Annotated in this window: 22 protein-coding genes; 15 read left to right on the plus strand and 7 right to left on the minus strand. The window is 67.3% G+C overall.

From position 1 onward, the window contains the following. Positions 1–35 precede the first annotated feature (35 nt). Complete coding sequence (locus tag CHB65_RS06760; protein ID WP_089384304.1) at positions 36–818, plus strand: YkgJ family cysteine cluster protein; 783 nt, start codon at positions 36–38, stop codon at positions 816–818. 169 nt (positions 819–987) lie between these two features. Continuing rightward, positions 988–1,395, plus strand: coding sequence for a TRAM domain-containing protein (locus tag CHB65_RS06765; protein ID WP_089384305.1), 408 nt, complete (start codon positions 988–990; stop codon positions 1,393–1,395). A 25-nt stretch (positions 1,396–1,420) separates the two neighbouring features. Here the strand turns inward: CHB65_RS06765 and CHB65_RS06770 are convergent, their stop codons facing one another. Continuing rightward, positions 1,421–2,155 (minus strand): class I SAM-dependent methyltransferase, encoded by a 735-nt coding sequence (locus CHB65_RS06770; protein WP_089384424.1) that lies wholly within the window; start codon positions 2,153–2,155, stop codon positions 1,421–1,423. Between the two features lie 262 nt (positions 2,156–2,417). Between CHB65_RS06770 and CHB65_RS06775 the strand changes: the two genes are divergently transcribed. Together CHB65_RS06775 and CHB65_RS06780 are read left to right on the plus strand one after the other, a co-directional pair. Then, the gene (locus CHB65_RS06775; RefSeq protein WP_089384306.1) at positions 2,418–2,690 is read left to right on the plus strand and encodes a MarR family transcriptional regulator; all 273 of its coding nucleotides are present in this window, start codon (positions 2,418–2,420) and stop codon (positions 2,688–2,690) included. 109 nt (positions 2,691–2,799) lie between these two features. Next, entirely contained in the window at positions 2,800–3,825 is a 1,026-nt protein-coding gene (locus CHB65_RS06780) for a glycosyltransferase family 2 protein (RefSeq protein ID WP_089384307.1), read from the plus strand. 31 nt (positions 3,826–3,856) lie between these two features. Here CHB65_RS06780 and yjjX read toward each other — a convergent pair whose 3' ends face one another. Together yjjX and CHB65_RS06790 are read right to left on the minus strand one after the other, a co-directional pair. Further along, entirely contained in the window at positions 3,857–4,441 is a 585-nt protein-coding gene (gene yjjX / locus CHB65_RS06785; protein ID WP_089384308.1) for an inosine/xanthosine triphosphatase, read from the minus strand. A gap of 22 nt (positions 4,442–4,463) precedes the next feature. Continuing rightward, positions 4,464–5,237: a helical backbone metal receptor gene (locus CHB65_RS06790; protein WP_089384309.1), complete on the minus strand. Its 774-nt coding sequence runs from the start codon at positions 5,235–5,237 to the stop codon at positions 4,464–4,466. Positions 5,238–5,488: 251 nt separating this feature from the next. On the opposite strand from CHB65_RS06790, the gene CHB65_RS06795 reads away from it, so the two are divergent. The 4 genes from CHB65_RS06795 to CHB65_RS06810 all read left to right on the plus strand — a co-directional run bounded on the left by CHB65_RS06795 (position 5,489) and on the right by CHB65_RS06810 (position 8,195). Next, positions 5,489–6,460: a transcription initiation factor IIB gene (locus CHB65_RS06795; RefSeq protein WP_089384310.1), complete on the plus strand. Its 972-nt coding sequence runs from the start codon at positions 5,489–5,491 to the stop codon at positions 6,458–6,460. Between the two features lie 79 nt (positions 6,461–6,539). Continuing rightward, complete coding sequence (locus CHB65_RS06800) at positions 6,540–6,929, plus strand: hypothetical protein (protein WP_089384311.1); 390 nt, start codon at positions 6,540–6,542, stop codon at positions 6,927–6,929. A gap of 43 nt (positions 6,930–6,972) precedes the next feature. Next, positions 6,973–7,677, plus strand: a complete 705-nt coding sequence (locus tag CHB65_RS06805; RefSeq protein ID WP_089384312.1) for a type I 3-dehydroquinate dehydratase — start codon at positions 6,973–6,975, stop codon at positions 7,675–7,677. Between the two features lie 134 nt (positions 7,678–7,811). Continuing rightward, positions 7,812–8,195: a hypothetical protein gene (locus CHB65_RS06810; RefSeq protein ID WP_089384313.1), complete on the plus strand. Its 384-nt coding sequence runs from the start codon at positions 7,812–7,814 to the stop codon at positions 8,193–8,195. A 35-nt stretch (positions 8,196–8,230) separates the two neighbouring features. Here CHB65_RS06810 and CHB65_RS06815 read toward each other — a convergent pair whose 3' ends face one another. After that, entirely contained in the window at positions 8,231–9,106 is an 876-nt protein-coding gene (locus CHB65_RS06815; protein ID WP_089384314.1) for a hypothetical protein, read from the minus strand. Positions 9,107–9,221: 115 nt separating this feature from the next. Here CHB65_RS06815 and CHB65_RS06820 point away from each other — a divergent pair, with 115 nt between their 5' ends. The 6 genes from CHB65_RS06820 (at position 9,222) to CHB65_RS06845 (ending at position 14,365) form a co-directional block, all read left to right on the plus strand. Then, positions 9,222–10,175: a rhomboid family intramembrane serine protease gene (locus CHB65_RS06820; protein WP_089384315.1), complete on the plus strand. Its 954-nt coding sequence runs from the start codon at positions 9,222–9,224 to the stop codon at positions 10,173–10,175. A 98-nt stretch (positions 10,176–10,273) separates the two neighbouring features. Continuing rightward, positions 10,274–11,074, plus strand: a complete 801-nt coding sequence (locus tag CHB65_RS06825) for an endonuclease V (protein WP_089384425.1) — start codon at positions 10,274–10,276, stop codon at positions 11,072–11,074. 52 nt (positions 11,075–11,126) lie between these two features. Further along, positions 11,127–11,399 carry a DUF7385 family protein gene (locus CHB65_RS06830; RefSeq protein ID WP_089384316.1) on the plus strand — a complete coding sequence of 91 codons (273 nt, stop codon included), beginning with the start codon at positions 11,127–11,129 and terminating at the stop codon, positions 11,397–11,399. A 130-nt stretch (positions 11,400–11,529) separates the two neighbouring features. Then, positions 11,530–12,258, plus strand: a complete 729-nt coding sequence (locus tag CHB65_RS06835) for a cob(I)yrinic acid a,c-diamide adenosyltransferase (protein ID WP_089384317.1) — start codon at positions 11,530–11,532, stop codon at positions 12,256–12,258. Continuing rightward, complete coding sequence (locus tag CHB65_RS06840; protein WP_089384318.1) at positions 12,258–12,551, plus strand: hypothetical protein; 294 nt, start codon at positions 12,258–12,260, stop codon at positions 12,549–12,551. The genes CHB65_RS06835 and CHB65_RS06840 overlap by 1 nt, the downstream gene beginning before the upstream one ends. A 161-nt stretch (positions 12,552–12,712) precedes the next feature. Then, positions 12,713–14,365 (plus strand): cobyric acid synthase, encoded by a 1,653-nt coding sequence (locus tag CHB65_RS06845; RefSeq protein WP_089384426.1) that lies wholly within the window; start codon positions 12,713–12,715, stop codon positions 14,363–14,365. Positions 14,366–14,369: 4 nt separating this feature from the next. On the opposite strand, the gene CHB65_RS06850 is transcribed toward CHB65_RS06845, so the two are convergent. Continuing rightward, positions 14,370–14,870: a hypothetical protein gene (locus CHB65_RS06850; RefSeq protein ID WP_089384319.1), complete on the minus strand. Its 501-nt coding sequence runs from the start codon at positions 14,868–14,870 to the stop codon at positions 14,370–14,372. A 226-nt stretch (positions 14,871–15,096) separates the two neighbouring features. On the opposite strand from CHB65_RS06850, the gene CHB65_RS06855 reads away from it, so the two are divergent. Then, positions 15,097–17,028, plus strand: coding sequence for a beta-CASP ribonuclease aCPSF1 (locus tag CHB65_RS06855; protein WP_089384320.1), 1,932 nt, complete (start codon positions 15,097–15,099; stop codon positions 17,026–17,028). A 216-nt stretch (positions 17,029–17,244) separates the two neighbouring features. Here the strand turns inward: CHB65_RS06855 and CHB65_RS17725 are convergent, their stop codons facing one another. Together CHB65_RS17725 and CHB65_RS17730 are read right to left on the minus strand one after the other, a co-directional pair. Next, positions 17,245–17,535: a hypothetical protein gene (locus CHB65_RS17725; protein WP_245809918.1), complete on the minus strand. Its 291-nt coding sequence runs from the start codon at positions 17,533–17,535 to the stop codon at positions 17,245–17,247. A gap of 144 nt (positions 17,536–17,679) precedes the next feature. Beyond that, entirely contained in the window at positions 17,680–18,006 is a 327-nt protein-coding gene (locus CHB65_RS17730; RefSeq protein ID WP_245809919.1) for an archaellin/type IV pilin N-terminal domain-containing protein, read from the minus strand. Between the last annotated feature and the right edge of the window lie 102 nt (positions 18,007–18,108).

Here is an 18,108-nt window from a genome sequence, read left to right on the forward strand (position 1 = left end):
GGATCGCTTTAGGTCGTTCGGCTCCGATGGACGGTATGGAGTCGCTCGAAGCCGAGTTGGCCCGCGCACGCGACCTCGACGTCGACGCCCTCGCGGACGCCATCGAGTCGATCGGTTTCGAGTGTACCCGTTGCGGGGCGTGTTGTAAGGGATATGACCCTGGGGCCGACCCCGAAAGCGTGCAGGAAGGCGACGGAGCGACCGAGACGGGCGAGCGCGACGAACACGGCGACGGCTGTCACGATCCAACCGAACGTGAACCGCATACCGCGACGGTCTTTCCGGACGAAGTCCGTGACCTGATGGGGACGGCAGCCGTCGACGGCGACCCGTACGACTGGCGGGACGTGGCGCGGCCGATGCCCTACGGGTTACACGGGACCGCCGCCGGCGACGTCGCCGGTGAGACCTTCGAGTGGGCGCTCGCCGTCGACGACTGCGGCGACTGCACCTTTTATACCGAGACGGACGGGCAGGGGGCCTGTACCGTCCATGAGGATCGCCCACTCGTCTGCCGGACCTACCCGTTCAGCGTCGCGCTCGGCGGCACGAGCCAGCCGATGGGCGAGCCGGTCGATTCGGTCGGCATGGTCAGGGCTCACGAGTGTGAGGGGCTCGGACGGGCGATCGACCGGGCGGAAGCCGAGGAGTTCGCCGCCCAACTCAAACGACGGGCGATCCGTGAGCTGGAGGAGGCGATCGGCGTTCGGGATCGATACGACCCGCGGGTGGGAGCCGAAAGCGACGCGGACGTCGTCGTCTTCGACTCCGAGGGACCGAAGCGGGCGGACGGTACCCCGATCGATCCCGTGAAGTGATGCTCCGGTGTTCCGCCGAGCGTCGTTCCAGTTGTCACGTGGCGTCCGCCGAGCGTCGTTCCAGTTGTCACGTGGCGTGGCGGACTGTGGCCGGCTCGATCGCCCGCTGCGGGTGTACGTCTGCGGTAGAGCTATATCGAACCGCCTCCCACATCAGGTGGAGTCTACGATGGAAATCTCCGAGAAGCTCCTTTGTCTGTTCAGTGCCGAAGTTCGCGAGGACGACGACGGATACGTCGTCGAGATACCCCGCCGGGAGATCGAAACCGGCGCGGTCGAGCCCGGCGAGACGTATCGCGTCGCGCTCATCGCCCGTTCGGACGAGGCGGGCGACTCCGTCGACGGCGACCGGTCCACGACGACTACTGCCGACGGTCCGCAACCACCCGTCGAACCGGGGGAGATGCGATACGTCGAGATCGAGGACCTCGGCAAGCAGGGCGACGGCATCGCCCGCGTCGAGCGCGGCTACGTGATCATCGTCCCCGGCGGGGAGGTCGGCGAGCAGGTAAAGATCGAGGTGACCGAGGTCAAATCGAACTTCGCGGTCGGCGAGATCGTCGAGGAGACGATCTGAGTCGGTCGCCGTCTTTTTCCGCCGGTCACTCCTCGGCCGATCCGTCGTCTATCGAGATCCGCGCGTCCCAGTAGGAGACGGACGCGACGTAGTCGCCCGGGATCGTGTTTCCGATCAGCTCGTCGACGAGACGGAACGGCTTCGCGACGGGGCCGGGAAGCTCACGATAAAAGCCGTAGGGCAACACGAAGTCGTGCTCCTCGTTCGCGAGCGTGAGGTCGGCGGCCCGCAACATCTCGACGACCTGGCGTTCGGAGTAGAGCCGCGAGCCCATCGGGAGGAGCCAGGTATAAAAGAGCCGGAGGCTCCGTCGGTTGAACGTATCGAAGAACACCTGATCCTTGCTGACCCGTCGCAGCTCCGTGATGAACGGATCGGGGTCGTCCATGAGGTGGAAAAACCGCATCGCGACGACCGAATCGAAGTGGTCGTCCGGGAACGGGAGCCGCGAGGCGTCCCCACGCATGAACTCCACGGTGCCCGAAAGCCCCGCTGCCGCCGCCTTTTCACGTCCCTGCTCAAGCATCTCCCGGGAGATGTCGAGCCCGATGATGTCGGCGCCCTGATCGGCGAGCATCGTCGTGAACCGGCCGGTCCCGCAGGCGACCTCCAACACGCGTTGCCCCTCCTCGATCGGGCCGAGCGCGGAGAGGACGGCTTCCTTCTCGCGCCGGTCGATGAGCACCCCGCCGCCGGAGAACCGAACGTCGTCGTACTCCTCCGCGACCGCGTCGGCCTGATACCAGTCCTGTCCCTTCACGTTACTCCGGATCATCGCCCGACTCACAAAACCGTACTGGATGCGACCGACGCCGACCGACGCCGGCGGAGAGCGACCGGTGGGCCCGAGAACGGCGGCCACCGACGACCGTCAGTGGCGATACGTGGCATCGGATCGAGAATTTGTTGATCGATCGGTATCAAATCCGACCGACAGGTGATATTATTTCCTTATATAATCACTATTGGATTGGCCCATATGTAGCCAACCTTTACCATCCGCCGCTTGGATTCCCTCAACGATGAGTACCAGTCCAGTAGGGAGCCCGGAGGAAGGGCAGTTGTCGGAGAATGAGTTCCGCGACCGGCTCCGTGAACTTCCGCCGAGCGCGAAACTCGTTGCGAAAGTGTTGGAGGGTGAGGCGCCGCTCTCGCAGGGCGGGCTCGCCGAGGAATCGTTGCTGCCGGACCGAACCGTCAGATACGCGCTCAACCGGCTGGAGGAGGAAGGACTCGTCGAGTCACGATATAGCTTCAAAGACGCCCGCAAGCAGGTCTACTTCCTGACCGTCTGATCCCCCTCCCGGTCAGGGGCGCGAAGCGGCTCAGCCGCCGGCTCCCCTCCCGCAGCGATCCACAGACATACGGGGCCCTTTTTAGGTCTCCGGACCATTGCGGGCACGTATGGACCTCTCGGTCGTCGTCCCGACGCTGAACGGGCGGGACCAACTGGCCGCCTGCCTCGACGCGCTGGCGGCGAACGCACCGGGTGCGGAGGTGATCGTGGTAAACGGTCCCTCCGCGGACGGCACTACCGGGATGGTACGCGATCGCACCGACGTCGACGTGTTGGTTGAGGTCTCCGACCGGACCGTCAACGTCGCGCGCAACGCCGGCATCGAGGTCGCCACCGGCGACGTCATCGCGCTCGTCGATTACGACACGCGGATCGACCCGTCGTGGTACGCGGCGGTTACGGCCGGCCTCGACACCGGTGACGTCGTCACCGGGCCGGTCAGGGGACCTGCCTCCAACGACGCGGCCGCGCCCGACACGGCCGGTCTAGACGGCACGGCCGGTGTCCCCGACTCGAATCATGCGGACGCATCCGACACGGCAACAGTCGACGATCCGGCGGCGGACGGACCCGAACGCAGGCGGATCGCGCGACGTGAGGTGACCTACTTCGCCGGCGGGAACGTCGCGTTTCGGCGCGAGGCGCTCTCCGACCTCGACGGGTTCGACGAGTATCTCCACACCGGCGGCGCGCGCGACGCCGCCCATCGACTCGCGGGCATCGACCGCGAGGTCGTCTGGGAGCCGGAGATGTCCGCGACCGTCGAGCCGTCGACCCAAACCGCCGCCGACGGCGGCCGCGAAGCCCGCGACTGGGGATGGAAGTACCGCGCGCTCTCGTATCGTCTGCTCAAGAACTACGGGATCCGTCCCGGCGTCCTCTTACGGACCGCCTCACACGCCGTGAGCGACGCGATCGGCGTCGCCCGCGAGGTCGTCCGCGGCGACGCGACCCCCTCAAGTTGGGCCGGGAACGGCCGGGACGTCGTCCTCGGTATCGTGACCGGGATCTCCGATGGCATGATCGCCCGCGCGAACGACCGGTCGCCCGCACGAAACCCGAACGGGATCTCGAAACGCGCCGACCGTGCCGTCGCGCGGTACGACGAGCGTAAGGAGTCGGAAACAGCCTGATCGGTACGCCGCGGTCCCCGTTGATGAACGGTTACGGTGGCGATGGTGTATATTCTGTGGAGACGAACGGTCCCAACGCGCCGGCGACGGCGCTCGACAGCGCACCCGCTCTGGTCAGTCGACCGTCGGTGAGCGCGGCGGCCGCCCCGCCCCGCTCCGCGATGCCATCGGTCCCCAGCCGTTCGTCCATCACCGGGCCGAGTTCCTCGCCCGCGTTGATCCGTGCGGCGACATCGTCGGGGAGCCGCAGAGCCGGGCCGGAACCGACCTCAACCCGTTCTCCGTCGTCGACGGCGGCCCACATGACCAGAAAGCGTCCCTCGACGCCGGGGAACCGTGCCACCCCACCCTCGATACCCACGGCGAAATCGAACCGATCCGCGTCCGTATCGCCGGCGTCATGGACCGCCGCGGCCCGGTTCCGCGCACCCGTGATGGTTTCCTCGTGACCGGTCGGCTGTTCGCTCACGCCCGAGTCGACGGCGACCGACTCGACGGTGATGCCCGTGTCGCCCCCCGCCCCGAGTTCTTCCCCGATTGCGAGTTCGACCGCGCGCCGTTTGACCGGGTTCCCGCTGCCGACGCCGATCCGAACCGTCCCCGATCGCCGCTTCATTGGCTCGATGAACGGATCCGGCTCACGAAAAGGCCTCGGGATGGAAGAGCGCGGCGAGCCGTTCGATCCCGTCGATCAGCGCGGGACTCGGCTGGTTCAAAAGCGAGTCGTCGAGGACGTGAACGGGGGCGTCGATCGCCCATCCGCGCTCGTTGACGGTCGCCGGGTCGACCCGGTCGCCATGCCCACAGACGTGGAGGACGACGTGATCGGGGTCGGCGGCCTCGACCGTGCTCGGGTCGACCTCGCGTGAGCGCTCGCCGGCCTCGACGAAGGGGTAACGGCCGCCGGCGGCCCGGACCGCGTCCGGAACCCAGTTGCCGGCGGCCATCGGGGGGTCCGACCACTCCTCACAGTAGACGACCGGGCGGGGAGCCGTCGATCCGTCGACGGCTGCAGCCACCGTCTCCAGCCGGCGCGTCGCGTCCGCAACCAGTGTGGCACCCGCGGCATCCCGGCCGATCGTCCCTGCGAGGTCAGCAAATCGGTCCAGCACGTCCGCGAGGGTCGTTGGCTCCGCGTGGCTCACGCGCCAACCACGCTCCCGGCAGTCGGCGGCGATATCGGCCTGCAGCCCGTCGCTCGTGCAGACGAGATCCGGGTCGAGTTCGGCGACACGGTCGAGATCCGGGGTGATCCAGCCGCCGACCGCCGTCGGCTCCGTGTCGTGTGCCGCGCCCGCGCCCGAACCCGTCGTGCAGTGATGGGTGATCCCGACGAGGAGGTCCGCGGCGTCCAGCGCGTTGAGGGTGGCGGTCGCGCTCGGCGCGAGCGAGACGACCCGAGGCGGATCCATACGTTCGGTCAGTGCCGATCCGACCCAAACCTTTCGCTCGACCGTGTCGCGGGGGCCATCGCCGGCGACACCGGGGGAGCCGATCGGGAGCCCTGCCGACGACCGACGTCGAGAACCGTGTACGACCGTGCAGTACCATGAGGATTCCGTCGACCACTCGCCGACGTATTTCGAGCCTTTTATGTATTTTTCCCGTGACCGGAATGTAAGACCATCCTCGGGCGCGTTCAGTTACCGGGGGTCTCACCGCTATGAGCGAACGAATGCATCTACGGGGGAGTCGCTCCCGTCAGGAACCGGCGAAGGAATCGGAACGAACGAACGCGGGGCTCTCCTGTCCCGAGTGTGACGGCCAGGTCATCAACGACGAGGAACACGGCGAGAGCGTCTGTGCCGACTGCGGACTGGTCGTCGAGGCGGACTCCGTCGACCGCGGGCCGGAGTGGCGCGCGTTCGACTCCCGCGAGAAGGACAAAAAGTCCCGCGTCGGCGCGCCGACGACGAACACGATGCACGACAAGGGGCTCTCGACGAACATCGACTGGCGCGACAAGGACGCCTACGGCCGATCGCTCGGCGCACGACAGCGCCAGAAGATGCAGCGGCTCCGCAAGTGGAACGAGCGGTTCCGCACGCGCGACTCCAAGGAGCGCAACCTCAAGCAGGCGCTCGGCGAGATCGACCGCATGGCGAGCGCGCTCGGCCTTCCGGACAACGTCCGTGAGACCGCCTCCGTGATCTACCGGCGCGCGCTCGATGAGGACCTTCTCCCCGGGCGCTCCATCGAAGGCGTCTCGACCTCGTGTGTCTACGCCGCCGCGCGGATGGCCGGCGTTCCACGCTCGCTCGATGAGATCGCCGACGTCTCGCGCGTCGAGAAGGCGGAGATCGCCCGGACGTACCGCTACGTCGTCCGCGAGCTCAAACTCGAAGTGAAACCCGCCGACCCCGAACAGTACGTCCCCCGGTTCGCGAGCGACCTCGACCTCTCCGAGGAGTCCGAGATGCGCGCGAAATCGCTCCTCCGAAACGCCAAGGAGAAGGGCGTTCACTCCGGCAAGTCGCCGGTCGGCCTCGCCGCGGCCGCCGTCTACGCCGCCGCCCTGCTCACCAACGAGAAGACGACGCAGGCGGCCGTCTCGGAGGTCGCCGACATCTCCGAGGTCACCATCCGAAACCGATATCACGAGCTGCTTGAGGCCGAGGAAGGCCTTATCGCGTAAGCCGATCCGAGGCGATCCGCGCCGGCGGGCCGATCGAACGACGCTGTTTTGATGGCCCGGTCCGTTTTCCACGCCAGCCATGCAATCGCGTGACCTCTTTCTCGGGCTGTTTTTGATCTTCGGTGCCGGCTGGATCGCGAGTTCGACCGGGGTCGCCGGCGCGAGCATCGCGTATCTCCTCGCGATCGCCGGCTGTGCGCTCGCGGGCGTCGTCTACCTGTTCAGCGACGTTCTCGTCGGACGGGAGGTTGGCGGACGGACCCTGACGCGGCTTCGCACCCGAGCGATCGCGCAGGTGTTTATCGGGACTGCTATCGCGGCGCTTGGGATCGAGGGCTTCCTCGATGCCGGGGACCTCTTTTCGGCCGCGGTCGCCGTCGTCGGCGCGATCGTGCTCGTGATATCGATCGCGTTCTGGCGAGGTGGGTCGTTGGACGGCGAAGGGGACATCGACGGCAGCGCCGAGTGACCGTCCGCGGCCTTTTATATCGCCACCGCGAGAAGTGCCGGACATGTTCGACGACTTCGTGCTCGCGGCTGCCACCGCCGACCTCACGGACGAGCCGGCCGCCCGGGACGATGCGGACGTGCTTGAGTACCGGATGGACCTCGCGGACGACCCGCTCGCCGGGCTTGAGGCGTACGACGGGACGTTGCCGCTCATCGTCACCAACCGTGCGGAGTGGGAGGGCGGCGAAGCGGGCGACCTCGGGCGGTTTGGGGATCTCTCGGACGCGCTTGTCCACGACGCGGTCGTCGCCGTCGATATCGAGCTGGCGGCGTTGCGCGGAAACGCCCCGGATGGGGAGCAGTCGCATGCGACCGCGCTGCGCGAGGAGGCCCGCGATGAGGGCGTCGCGATCATCGCCTCCGTCCACGACTTTAGTTCGACCCCGGAGGTCGGGACGCTCGTCGACCTGCTCGCGGATGCCGCGAGCGAGGGCGACGTGGGCAAGTTGGCGACGACCGCGGAGGTCCCAGAGGACGCGCTGGCGATGTTGGAGGCGACTCATAAGGCGACCGCCGCCGGCCACACGGTCGCGACGATGTGTATGGGCGAGCAGGGACGACACACCCGTGCGGTGACGCCCGTCTACGGCTCGCGGATCGGCTACGCCCCGGTGGACCCGGCGGACGCGACCGCGCCCGGACAGTACTCACTCGCGACGCTCCGAACGCTCGTCGACGAGCTTCGCGGCGGGCACGGGCCGGCGTGAGTGGATAACCGACGTCGGCCGATCGCGGCAACACATTCTCAGTGGGGATGGCTGTGTTCGATGAGACCACCCGTCAGACATGTCTACGGCAAACTACAGGATGCGGGCGAACGAACCGCCGATCGGTGAGCCCGATGACGACACAGCCATCGAACCCGTCAACGGATCGCTCCCGCACCGCTACGGTCGCCTTGGCGGCCTTGGGAGTCGCATACGTCCTCGCCGGCGTCGGCCTCTTTTATGCGCTTGCGATCGACTCGATGGAGCTGTTCAACGCCGCACTCATCGCGATCCTCGTGTTGCTGGCCGTCTCGATGAGCGTACTGATCCGAACCGAACCGGTTCGATCCCGCGAGAACGCCACCATCGCGGTCTGTGTGTTCCTCGCGATGGGGCTGTATCTCGTGTTGTGGACGTTCACGGCGCTTCCGTTCGTCGTGCTCGTCGGCGTGCTCTTCGTCGTCGGCGTCCTGCTGCCGACAGTGGTCCTCCAGTATGTGCTTGAAAAGGAGGCCTAACCGCGGTGCGCCCTCGCCGCGTTATCCTGTGTCGATCAGTCCGGCACCCACTCTGGCTGATCCACCGATGACCGCTCTGACCTCGCCTCGAACGAGATTTCCTGTGTCATCGGCGCTGATGTCGTCATCCGGACGCCGAGATACTGGGCGTACGAGCCCGCGGGGTTCGTCACCTCCCACGTCACCGAGGCCGTCTGCACTTCGTTCGTTTCGGGGTCGACGGTCACCGACCCGGCCGCGTCCGTGACGCGATACGTCTCGGCACCCTCATACCACCCCGACCGCGGTTCGAGGGTGTCGCCTGCGGATCCGTCGCCGCTCTGTCGCTCGTCGCCGCTCTGTCGCTCGTCGTCGTTGGCTTCGTCGTCCATGGGCTCGTACGCGACGAGATGGAGGCTCCGTACGACCACCGCCGCCGGGTTGGCGAAGGCGGTCGAAGGGTCGGACGCCTCCTTCGCGACGATGAGGACGGCCCGGTCGCCGTCGGCCTCCTCCGTGAGGAGGTCGCGTTCGTCGTCGTCGACGATCCGATCCCGCCTCTCGTCGATGTTCTCCGTCGAATCGATCGTGTGTCGTTTATAAACCGTCGCGTTTGATCCGGGCCGATATCGCTCGATGGTGGCCCCGTCGTCTTCGATCCGTTGGTACCGCGCTCCGTCCGCATCGGTTCGATCCTCGAACGCCAACGCGGACTCCCCGTCGACGACGATCTCCCCCGTCACGTGGTGTGAATCCACGTCCCCGTCGGTTTCCCCGCCCACGTCCTCGACCCAAAAGCGCTCCTCTGAGGGGAGGTCGGCGTGCGGCGTGGCCGTCCCAAGCGGATAGATAACCGCGAGCGTCGAAAGGAGCAGGAGGAACCCGCCGAGGGCAACGAGCGCGAGGACGATCCGTTCACGTTGCCGGGCCATTCGACGTGCGGTCGTTCGAGCGCTGGAAGTTAAATCATGGACGCCCCCGAGTGAGGCCTTCGATCGACGTCCCGAGAGCCAAACCGCTTTAGGAACGCCCCCGTAAGGGTCGGTAATGGCGACGTGCGACGAGTGTGGGGAGTACGAGAACCTCCCGTATCAGTGTCGACGCTGCGGGAAAACCTTCTGTGGGGAGCACCGACTCCCGGAGAACCACGACTGTCCGGGGCTGAGCGAGTGGAACGACCCCGGCGGCGTCTTCGATAGCGGGTTCGACGACTCGGTGAATGACCCCCGAGACGCCGGCGGTACCGCCGACGGCGTCACGGGCCGCGTCAAACGTCGGGTCGCGCGGGAGACGGGAACCGGCGGGCTGGTGAGCTACTTCCGGGGGAACGCCACGTACCTCATCCTCGCGGCGATGTGGCTCACCTTCGTCGCGCAGTGGATCGCCCTGGGCGTCGGCGGCCCCCAGCTTCACAACGATCTGTTCGTCCTCCGCTCGGACGCGTTGGGCAACGTCTGGACGCTCGTCACCTCCGTCTTCTCACACGATCCCGGGATCTTGTTTCACATCATCGCCAACAGCATCGTGATCTTCTTTTTCGGCCCGCTCGTCGAGCGGGCGGTCGGCTCGAAGCGGTTCGTCGGCTTCTTCATCGTCGCGGGCGCGGCCGCGGGCTTGGGTCACGTCCTGTTCGCCATCGTCACCGGCGGACCGACGACCGGCGTGCTCGGGGCCTCCGGTGCCGGCTTCGCCATCCTCGGCGTGCTCACCGTCTGGCGGCCGAACCTGGAGATCCTCTTGTTCTTCATCATCCCGATGAAGCTGAAGTTCCTCACGTGGGGGATCGCGCTGATCTCCGTCGCGCTCGTCGTCGCCTCCGGCACCGGCGGCGTCGGCGGGATCGCCCACCTCGCACACCTGATCGGATTTGCGATCGGACTCATCTACGGGAATATGAACCAGGACCTCGCGAACCGTGCGGGTGGAGCCGGCGGTATTCCGACCGTAACTCGCGGTCCTGGCGGACCACGCGGCCCGGGCGGTCCCGGTGGGCGGTTCTGATCGTGGCCGACGCCGACCCGAACGCGGGTGCGCCGTTCGACCCGAGCGACCTCGCACATCCCGAGTTCACCCCCGATCCGTCGGCTTCGCGGGAAGAGATGGAGGCGCTCCAGCGGGAGATCGCCGCCGTCGCGCGGTTCGAGGACGACCACGGGTTGTTGCCTGAGCGGATCGCGCTTGACTCGCCGTTCGAGATCGGATCCGGACTTCCGTCGGCCACGCAGCGGACGCTCGTTCCGGAGGGATCGGGGGACGCGGGGCCGATCGTCGTCGGGATCGACCAGGCGTTCAGAGGCGGGGGTGGTGCGTCGGGGACCGACGACGGGTCGGGCGAGTCCATCTCCGCGGCGGTGGCGATCCGTGATGGTCGGGTTATCGAGTATGCCCACGCCGTCACGCCGCTTTCGATCCCCTACATTCCCGGGCTCCTCGCGTTCCGTGAGGGTGGCCCGATCCTCGCGGCGCTCGATGCACTCTCCGTTGAGCCGGACCTCCTCGTCCTCGATGGGTCCGGCCGGATCCACTATCGGGAGGCCGGGATCGCGACGCACATCGGGGTCATCCACGACGTGCCGAGCATCGGCGTCGCGAAGTCGCTGCTCTGTGGCGACCCCGATGAACCGATCGACGGGCGACCGGCAGGATGGCGCACGCCGATCCGGGCGGACCGATCGATGTCGACGGTGGCCGAGGACGAGCCGGTCGTCGGGTACGCGTATCAGTCACGGCAGTATCCGAATGCCCGAACGATCAACCCCCTCTACGTGAGTCCCGGCCATCGCGTCTCGCCGTCGACCGCCGTTGACCTCATCGAGGCGCTCTGTGCGGGATATAAACTGCCCGAGCCGACCCGCCTCGCCGACGCCTCCGCCGACGCCGTGACACACGGGTCGCGGTAGCGTGGGTGACGCCGCCGACGGTTTTTATATGCCGCGACGGCAACGCACGTGTATGGCAGACGATGACATGGAGGCACCGATGTCGCGCGACGAGTTCCGCTCGCTGACCGACGGGCTGGTTCGACAGAGCTCCGGGGGCGGGACGACCGTTTATAAAAACGCCGCAGGCGTCGGCTGTCCGAATCCCGACTGCGATGAGGGAACGTTCCAGACGCTGTTCGTCAGCGACCACGGCTGGCAGCGGATCGGCGCGACGCGTGACGGGATCCACCTCTGTCTCTGTAACACCGACTCGAAGCGGCTCGTCTTCATCCACGACGAGTGAGCCCCGGGCCGATCGCCCCGGAGCATCACACCTCCCCTTGCTGCCGACGCACCGCTCGACAGCGTGACGCGCTTTTTTCCCTCCCTCGACCGACCCGCCGATTCAAGACGCTCGCCGCGTACCATAGGGTATGAGCGACTCGCGAACGGACGCCGACGAACTGAGCGGGGACGCCGGGAAGCGGCGCCACCGGGCCGCCGAGCGCAACACCCCGGGGAGGGGGATCACGCCCGCGGAGCGACCGATCGAACCGGCCGCACCCGAGGAGTTTGGCCTCGTGCAGGTCTGGTGGGGCGACGGGAAGGGGAAGACGACGGCCGCGCTCGGGATGGGTGCACGCGCGGTCGGGCACGGTTACCGCGTTCACATGCTGCAGTTTATGAAGGGTGGCGCCGACTCCGTTGAGGCGGTTCGCGGCGAGTACAACGCGATCGCCGCGCTTCCCGGGTTCTCCTACGAGAACACGGGACACTACGGCTGGCACGGCATGGCCGACGGCTCCGCCGAGGCGGATCACGAGCGGAACGCGCAGGCGGGTCTCGAACGCGCCCGGGAACTCGTCGACGCGGCCGGGGAGCGGACCCTCGATGAGCCCATCGACCCGGAGTCACCGCCGGAGGACGGGGTCCATCTCCTCATTTTGGATGAGATCATCTACGCGGCGAACCGCGACCTCATCGACCCCGAGGACGTCCGCGATCTGGTCGGTCGCAAACCCGCCGGCCTCGAGCTCGTGTTGACCGGCGGCCACGAGGAGCCGAGTTACCTGCACGACCTCGCCGACCTCATCACCGAGGTCGCGAAGGTGAAACACCCGATCGACGCGGGACAGCGCGCCCGGAAGGGGACGGAGTACTGATGGGTGCCTTCGACGCCGATCCCGAGGACGACGACTTCGATGCCGCCGCGGCGCTTCACCGGCATCTCGAAGCGACGGAGGAGCGGCCGGTCGCCCGTGAGGCGGGTTGGCATCTCGGGGAGGCGCAGGCGCTCGCCGGGCAGATCGCTGCGGGCGGGCTGGAGCCGGGCGTCGTCCGCGATCGCGCCGAGACGATCCTCGACCTGCTCGGCGAGTTCGAGACGACCGGCGACCCCGAAGCCGACGATCACGTCGAAGCCGCCCGCGAGCTGGCTTCGCGGCTCGCGCGGTGACCCGGGGCGACTTCGGCGGTAGCGACGAGGGCGACTTCGGCGGTAGCGACGAGGGCGACTTCGGCGGTAGCGACGTCGGCGGCGACGAGGGCGACTTCGGCGAGAGCGACGACGGGGGCGCACCGGATGGACGGGCCACTGCACCGTCCGGCACGCGAACGATCCTCGTCGCCGGAACGGCCTCACACGTCGGCAAATCCACCGTGGCCGCCGGGCTCTGTCGACTCCTCGCGGACGCGGGCGTCGAGGTCGCCCCATACAAGGCACAGAACATGTCGAACAACGCGCGGGCCGTGTCGAAGTCCGCCGGATCCATGAGCCGTGAGGAGCGCCCTCCGACGGGAACTGAACCGGGATTCGGCGAGATCGGGGTCTCACAGTACGTCCAGGCCCGCGCGGCCCGCGTGCCGGCGGAGACCGATCACAATCCGGTGCTGCTCAAACCGCGCGGCGAGGGCGAGAGTCAACTCGTCGTCAACGGCGAGGCGGTCGCCCACTACGCCGCCGGGGAGTACTACGAGGACCACTGGCACGCCGCCCGCGAGGCGGCCGTGGCGGCACATCGACGCCTTGCTGGGTCCGTCGACGTGGTGGTCGCCGAGGGGGCGGGTTCGATCGCCGAGATCAACCTCCACGATCGGGACCTCGCGAACGTCGAGACGGCGCGGTTCGCCGACGCGGAGATACTGCTCGTCGCCGACATCGAGCGCGGCGGCGTCTTCGCCTCGCTCGTCGGCACCCTCGAACTGCTCCCCGCTGACCTCCGTGATCGGGTCGTGGGGGCCGTGATCACGAAGTTTCGCGGCGACGTCTCGCTGCTCGATCCGGGCATCGACGCCTTCGAGGAGCGAACCGGGGTCCCGATCCTCGGGGTGGTCCCTTACGAGGACCCGGGCCTTCCCGAGGAGGACAGCGTCGCGCTCCCCGCGGTCGAGGAGCGGGCGGTCCACGGCGCGGACGACGGGGTCCCCGAGTCGCTCTCGGTGACGGTCGCGGTTCCCCGACTGCCGCGGATCTCGAACGCGACGGACCTCGAACCGCTCGCGGCGGAGCCGGGCGTCAGGGTGGCGTACGTGCCGCTCGATGATCCGCTCGGTACCGCGGATGCGGTGGTCCTGCCGGGGACGAAGAACACGGTCGATGATCTGCTTGCCTGTCGGGAAGCCGGATTCGATGAGGCGCTTCGGCGCTTTTCGGGGCCGATCGTCGGGCTCTGTGGCGGCTATCAACTCCTCGGCGAGCGGATCCGGAACGCCGACATCGAGAGCGCCCGGCTTGACGAGTCGGAGGCGGGGTCGGATGGTGCGATCGTCGACGCCGTCGGTCTCCTTCCGGTCGAGACGACATTCGACGCCGACAAACGGGTCGTCGCGACCGAACTGCGGTTCGATGCCGCCCTCGGTGGACCGCTCAGCGACGCCGAGGCGTCGGACACTGACGACGACTCACTTTCGCTCGCGGGCTACGAGATCCACATGGGCGCAACGCGCGGGCTCGTCGACGGACTTTCGACCCCGTTTCGCGACCCGCAGGACGGGCGCTCGGGGGCCGCGCTCGGTGCCGCACGCGGCGACGTACTGGGGACGTATCTTCACGGCCTCTTCGAGAACGGGACGGCCCGAACCCGGTTTATCGCCGCCGTCCGCGACCACGCGGGGATCGATCCGACCGACCTCGCGATGGAGTTGAACGGAACCGACCGGACCTCGCCGTATGACCGCGCGGCCGATCTGCTCTCGGCACACGTCGATCTCGCGCCGCTCGGGCTGCCGCGTTCGGGTATCTCGACGGGCGGACGGTCGGGCCGTCGTTGAGCGGTTACTCGGGGTCGACGGCGAACGGGCTCTCACCGACGCGCCAATCCCAGCCGGGCAGCCGCGTCTGAAACCCCGCCGCGAGGGCCGCATCGAGGTCGTCCGCGCCCGCGACGCCGCGGCCCGTCGCCGTCGCGTCCTCATCGACGTGCACGTCGGCGAAATGGAACGTCGCCTGTGCGAGCAGCGAAAGCGGCTGCCCGCCCGCGATGGTCGCGGCCAGCTCGCGACCGAGCACCTCGTCGACGATGAAGCCGGGGTAGTCGCCCTCGACGTCGAGGTCGCGGAGGAGGCCGACGTAGCCGGCGACGTTGACGGCGACCTCGCCGTCCGCGAAGACGGCGTCGACCTCACGGCGATACGTCCGCGGGTCGATCCGGTCGACGTCCGTCTCGAACAGCTCGCCGAGCCGGTCCCGGGTCTCGTTGAGGATCGGGACGACGACGGGCGCTCGATCGCGGACCCATGCGTGCTCCTCGGCGACGACGGCGGGCGTGACGCGCATGGGTGTCCGCTTCGTGGCGGGTCGGCTTGCACTTTGCGAAGGCTTTTATAACAACCGGCGGTTAGCTCAAGCCAAGCGGGTTTTCGTCGGTTGTTCCCGCATCATCGGAGTACGGACAGAATCTTCCACTATGTTACCCCCGCGACGGTCGGTCGATGCGGAGTCCCGGATCGGTTTCGGATCCGGCGACGTCGAATCGAAGGCGACCCACGCTTCGCAGTGAGATATGAGTCAAGTCGATACGCAACTCGAGAACCTGAAACGGACGATCGAATCGGAGATCCCGAGCGGGATCACCGTCACCGATGTGAAATACGAGGGCCCCGAGCTCGTCGTGTACACCCGCAACCCAAAACGCTTCGCGGGCGACGGCGACCTGATCCGCCGGCTCGCCTCGAAGCTCCGCAAGCGGATCACGATCCGGCCGGATCCCGCCTCGCTTTCGCCCCCGCGTGAAGCCGAGGAGAAGGTCCGATCGGTGATCCCCGAGGAGGCGGGCGTCACCTCCCTCGATTTTCACGAGGACACCGGCGAGGTCGTCATCGAGGCAGGGAAACCCGGAATGGTGATCGGCCGACGTGGCGCGACCCTCCGGGAGATCACCCAGGAGGTCGGCTGGACGCCCGAGGTGGTCCGAACGCCGCCGATAGAGTCCTCGACCGTCTCGAACGTCCGGAACTTCCTCAAGAACGAACGTGAGGAGCGTCGCGACATCCTCGAACGCGTCGGCAGACAGATCCACCGCGAGGAGATGTCCGACGACGAGTGGGTGCGGATCACGACGCTCGGCTGCTGTCGGGAGGTCGGCCGTGCGGCGTTCATCCTTTCGACGCCGGAGACGCGGATCCTCATCGACTGTGGGGACAAACCGGGTGCGGAGGGCGAGGTGCCCTACCTGCAGGTGCCGGAGGCGCTCGGGGCGGGCGCGGCGACCATCGACGCCGTCGTGTTGACCCACGCCCACCTCGATCACTCCGCGCTGCTCCCGCTCATCTTTAAATACGGGTACGACGGCCCGATCTACGCGACGGAGCCGACCCGCGACCTGATGGGGTTGCTCACGCTCGATTACCTCGACGTCGCCGCCAAAGAGGGCCGAACGCCGCCCTACGAGTCCGCACAGGTTCGAGAGGCGATCAAACACACCATTCCCCTCGAGTACGGCGACGTGACCGACATCGCGCCGGACGTGAAACTCACGTTCCACAACGCGGGCCACATCCTCGGCAGCGCCGTGAGCCACTTCCACATCGGCGACGGCCTCTATAACGTCTGTTTCTCCGGGGACATCCACTACGAGGACACACGGCTTTTCAACGGCGCGGTCAACGACTTCCCCCGCGTCGAGACGCTCGTGTTGGAATCCACCTACGGCGGGCGCAACGACTACCAGACGGACCAGGAGGACTCCGAACAGAAGCTGATAGACGTCGTCAACGAGACCTATGAGGAGGGCGGAAAGGTGGTCATCCCGGCGTTCGCGGTCGGTCGCTCACAGGAGATCATGCTCGTGTTGGAGGAGGCGATGCGCGAGGGCGACATCCCCTCGATGCCCATCCACCTCGACGGGATGATCTGGGAGGCGACGGCGATCCACACGACCTACCCCGAGTACCTCCGCGATGGGCTCCGCGACCGGATCTTCCATGAGGACGCGAACCCGTTCCTCGCCGAGGAGTTCAACCACATCGACGGCGGCGAGGAGGAGCGACAGACGGTCGCCGACGGCGATCAGTGCATCATCCTCTCGACCTCCGGGATGGTCACCGGGGGACCGATCATGTCCTGGCTTCGCCACATCGGTCCCGATCCGGACTCGAAGCTCGTCTTCGTCGGCTATCAGGCGCAGGGGACGCTCGGTCGGCGGATCCAGAACGGCTGGGATGAGATCCCGATCTCCTCCGGTTGGGGCAGCGGGAGCGGCCGCGGCAACACCCTTACGCTTGAAATGGGCGTTGAGACGGTCGATGGCTTCTCCGGGCACGCCGACCGGCAGGGGCTCGAAAACTTCGTGAAGACGATGAACCCCCGTCCGGAGAAGGTGCTCTGTGTGCACGGCGACGAACGCTCCGTGCAGGACCTCTCCTCGGCGCTGTATCACGAGTACAACATGCGGACGTTCGCGCCGAAGAACCTGGAGACGTTCCGATTTAAGTAGCCACCTCCGGCACCGGCGCGGTCCGATTCGAGCCCTTATACGGGCTCGAATCGAGCGCGAGGGAGCAGTCGACGGACCGCCGAGCGGTGCCGGCGGTCCGTCGGCTGTGAGGCTGGGGAGGGCTGAGGTCGAGAGCGATCGTGAGAGCGCGTCCGATTCCTCCTGCACTGGTCGGCGGGAGGCGTGGGGGAACTCAACGTCGGCTTTCGGTACCGATCACGGCGACGGCTTTTCCCACTCCACCGGGCCGTCCGACGCCGCCCGCGCGGTCGCGCTCGCGGTGGCGATCGGCTGTTCGTCCTCCGGTCCGAGGAACCGCACCTCGACGGAATCGCCCGGATCCATCGGCCGGTCGCCATCGAAGAGGACGGGATAGCGGTTCTCCACCCGGAAGAACGGATCGTCGTCCCCGCGGGCGACGTCGTTGTCGTTCGACTCGACGTAGCTGAATGGCTCACCCTCCTCGGCGTCGGTCTCTCCCCCCTCTTGGTATCGGTTGTGTGCCATCCGGACGGTCAACTCGTCGCCCGCCCGGAGGGTTCCGGTCGCGAACGCGCCGACGTCCGCATCATGCTCCCGCTGTTCGGTATCCGCACCGAACCGGTTGGGGTTTACAAACCGGACCTGCCCGCCCTCGCCGTCGGATCCCTCCTATCGCACGAGGATCGACCCGATCTCGTCGCCCTCGAATGTCGGTCCCTGTTCGTAGGTGAGACGAACGGCGTCGACGTCGCCGCGGTCGGGTTCGCCTTCCGCGGCATCCCAGCCGTTCCAGCTTCGATGTTCAGCCCCCAACACGACCTCCGCGTCGCCGAAGACGCGGGGCTCCTGTGGCTCGGTTAGCTCATCGGTGACGTCGAAAAAGACGACGGATACGGTCGCGGCGAGGACTACTACGATGGCCACGATGAGGACGATGCCGACCACCGGGGTGACGCCGCGGTCACGGTTCGTGAGGGTACGGGGACCACCACCCATCACGAGTCTCCCATCCTCCTGATCGACCTCTCCGCCGACGCGTCCTTGTCCGGCATATGATCGGCAACAGGGCCCGCCCGATCATATATATTCCGCAGGAAC

Origin of the sequence: Halorubrum vacuolatum (assembly GCF_900188065.1) — an archaeon.
In the GTDB taxonomy this organism is placed as follows: Archaea; Halobacteriota; Halobacteria; order Halobacteriales; family Haloferacaceae; genus Halorubrum; species Halorubrum vacuolatum.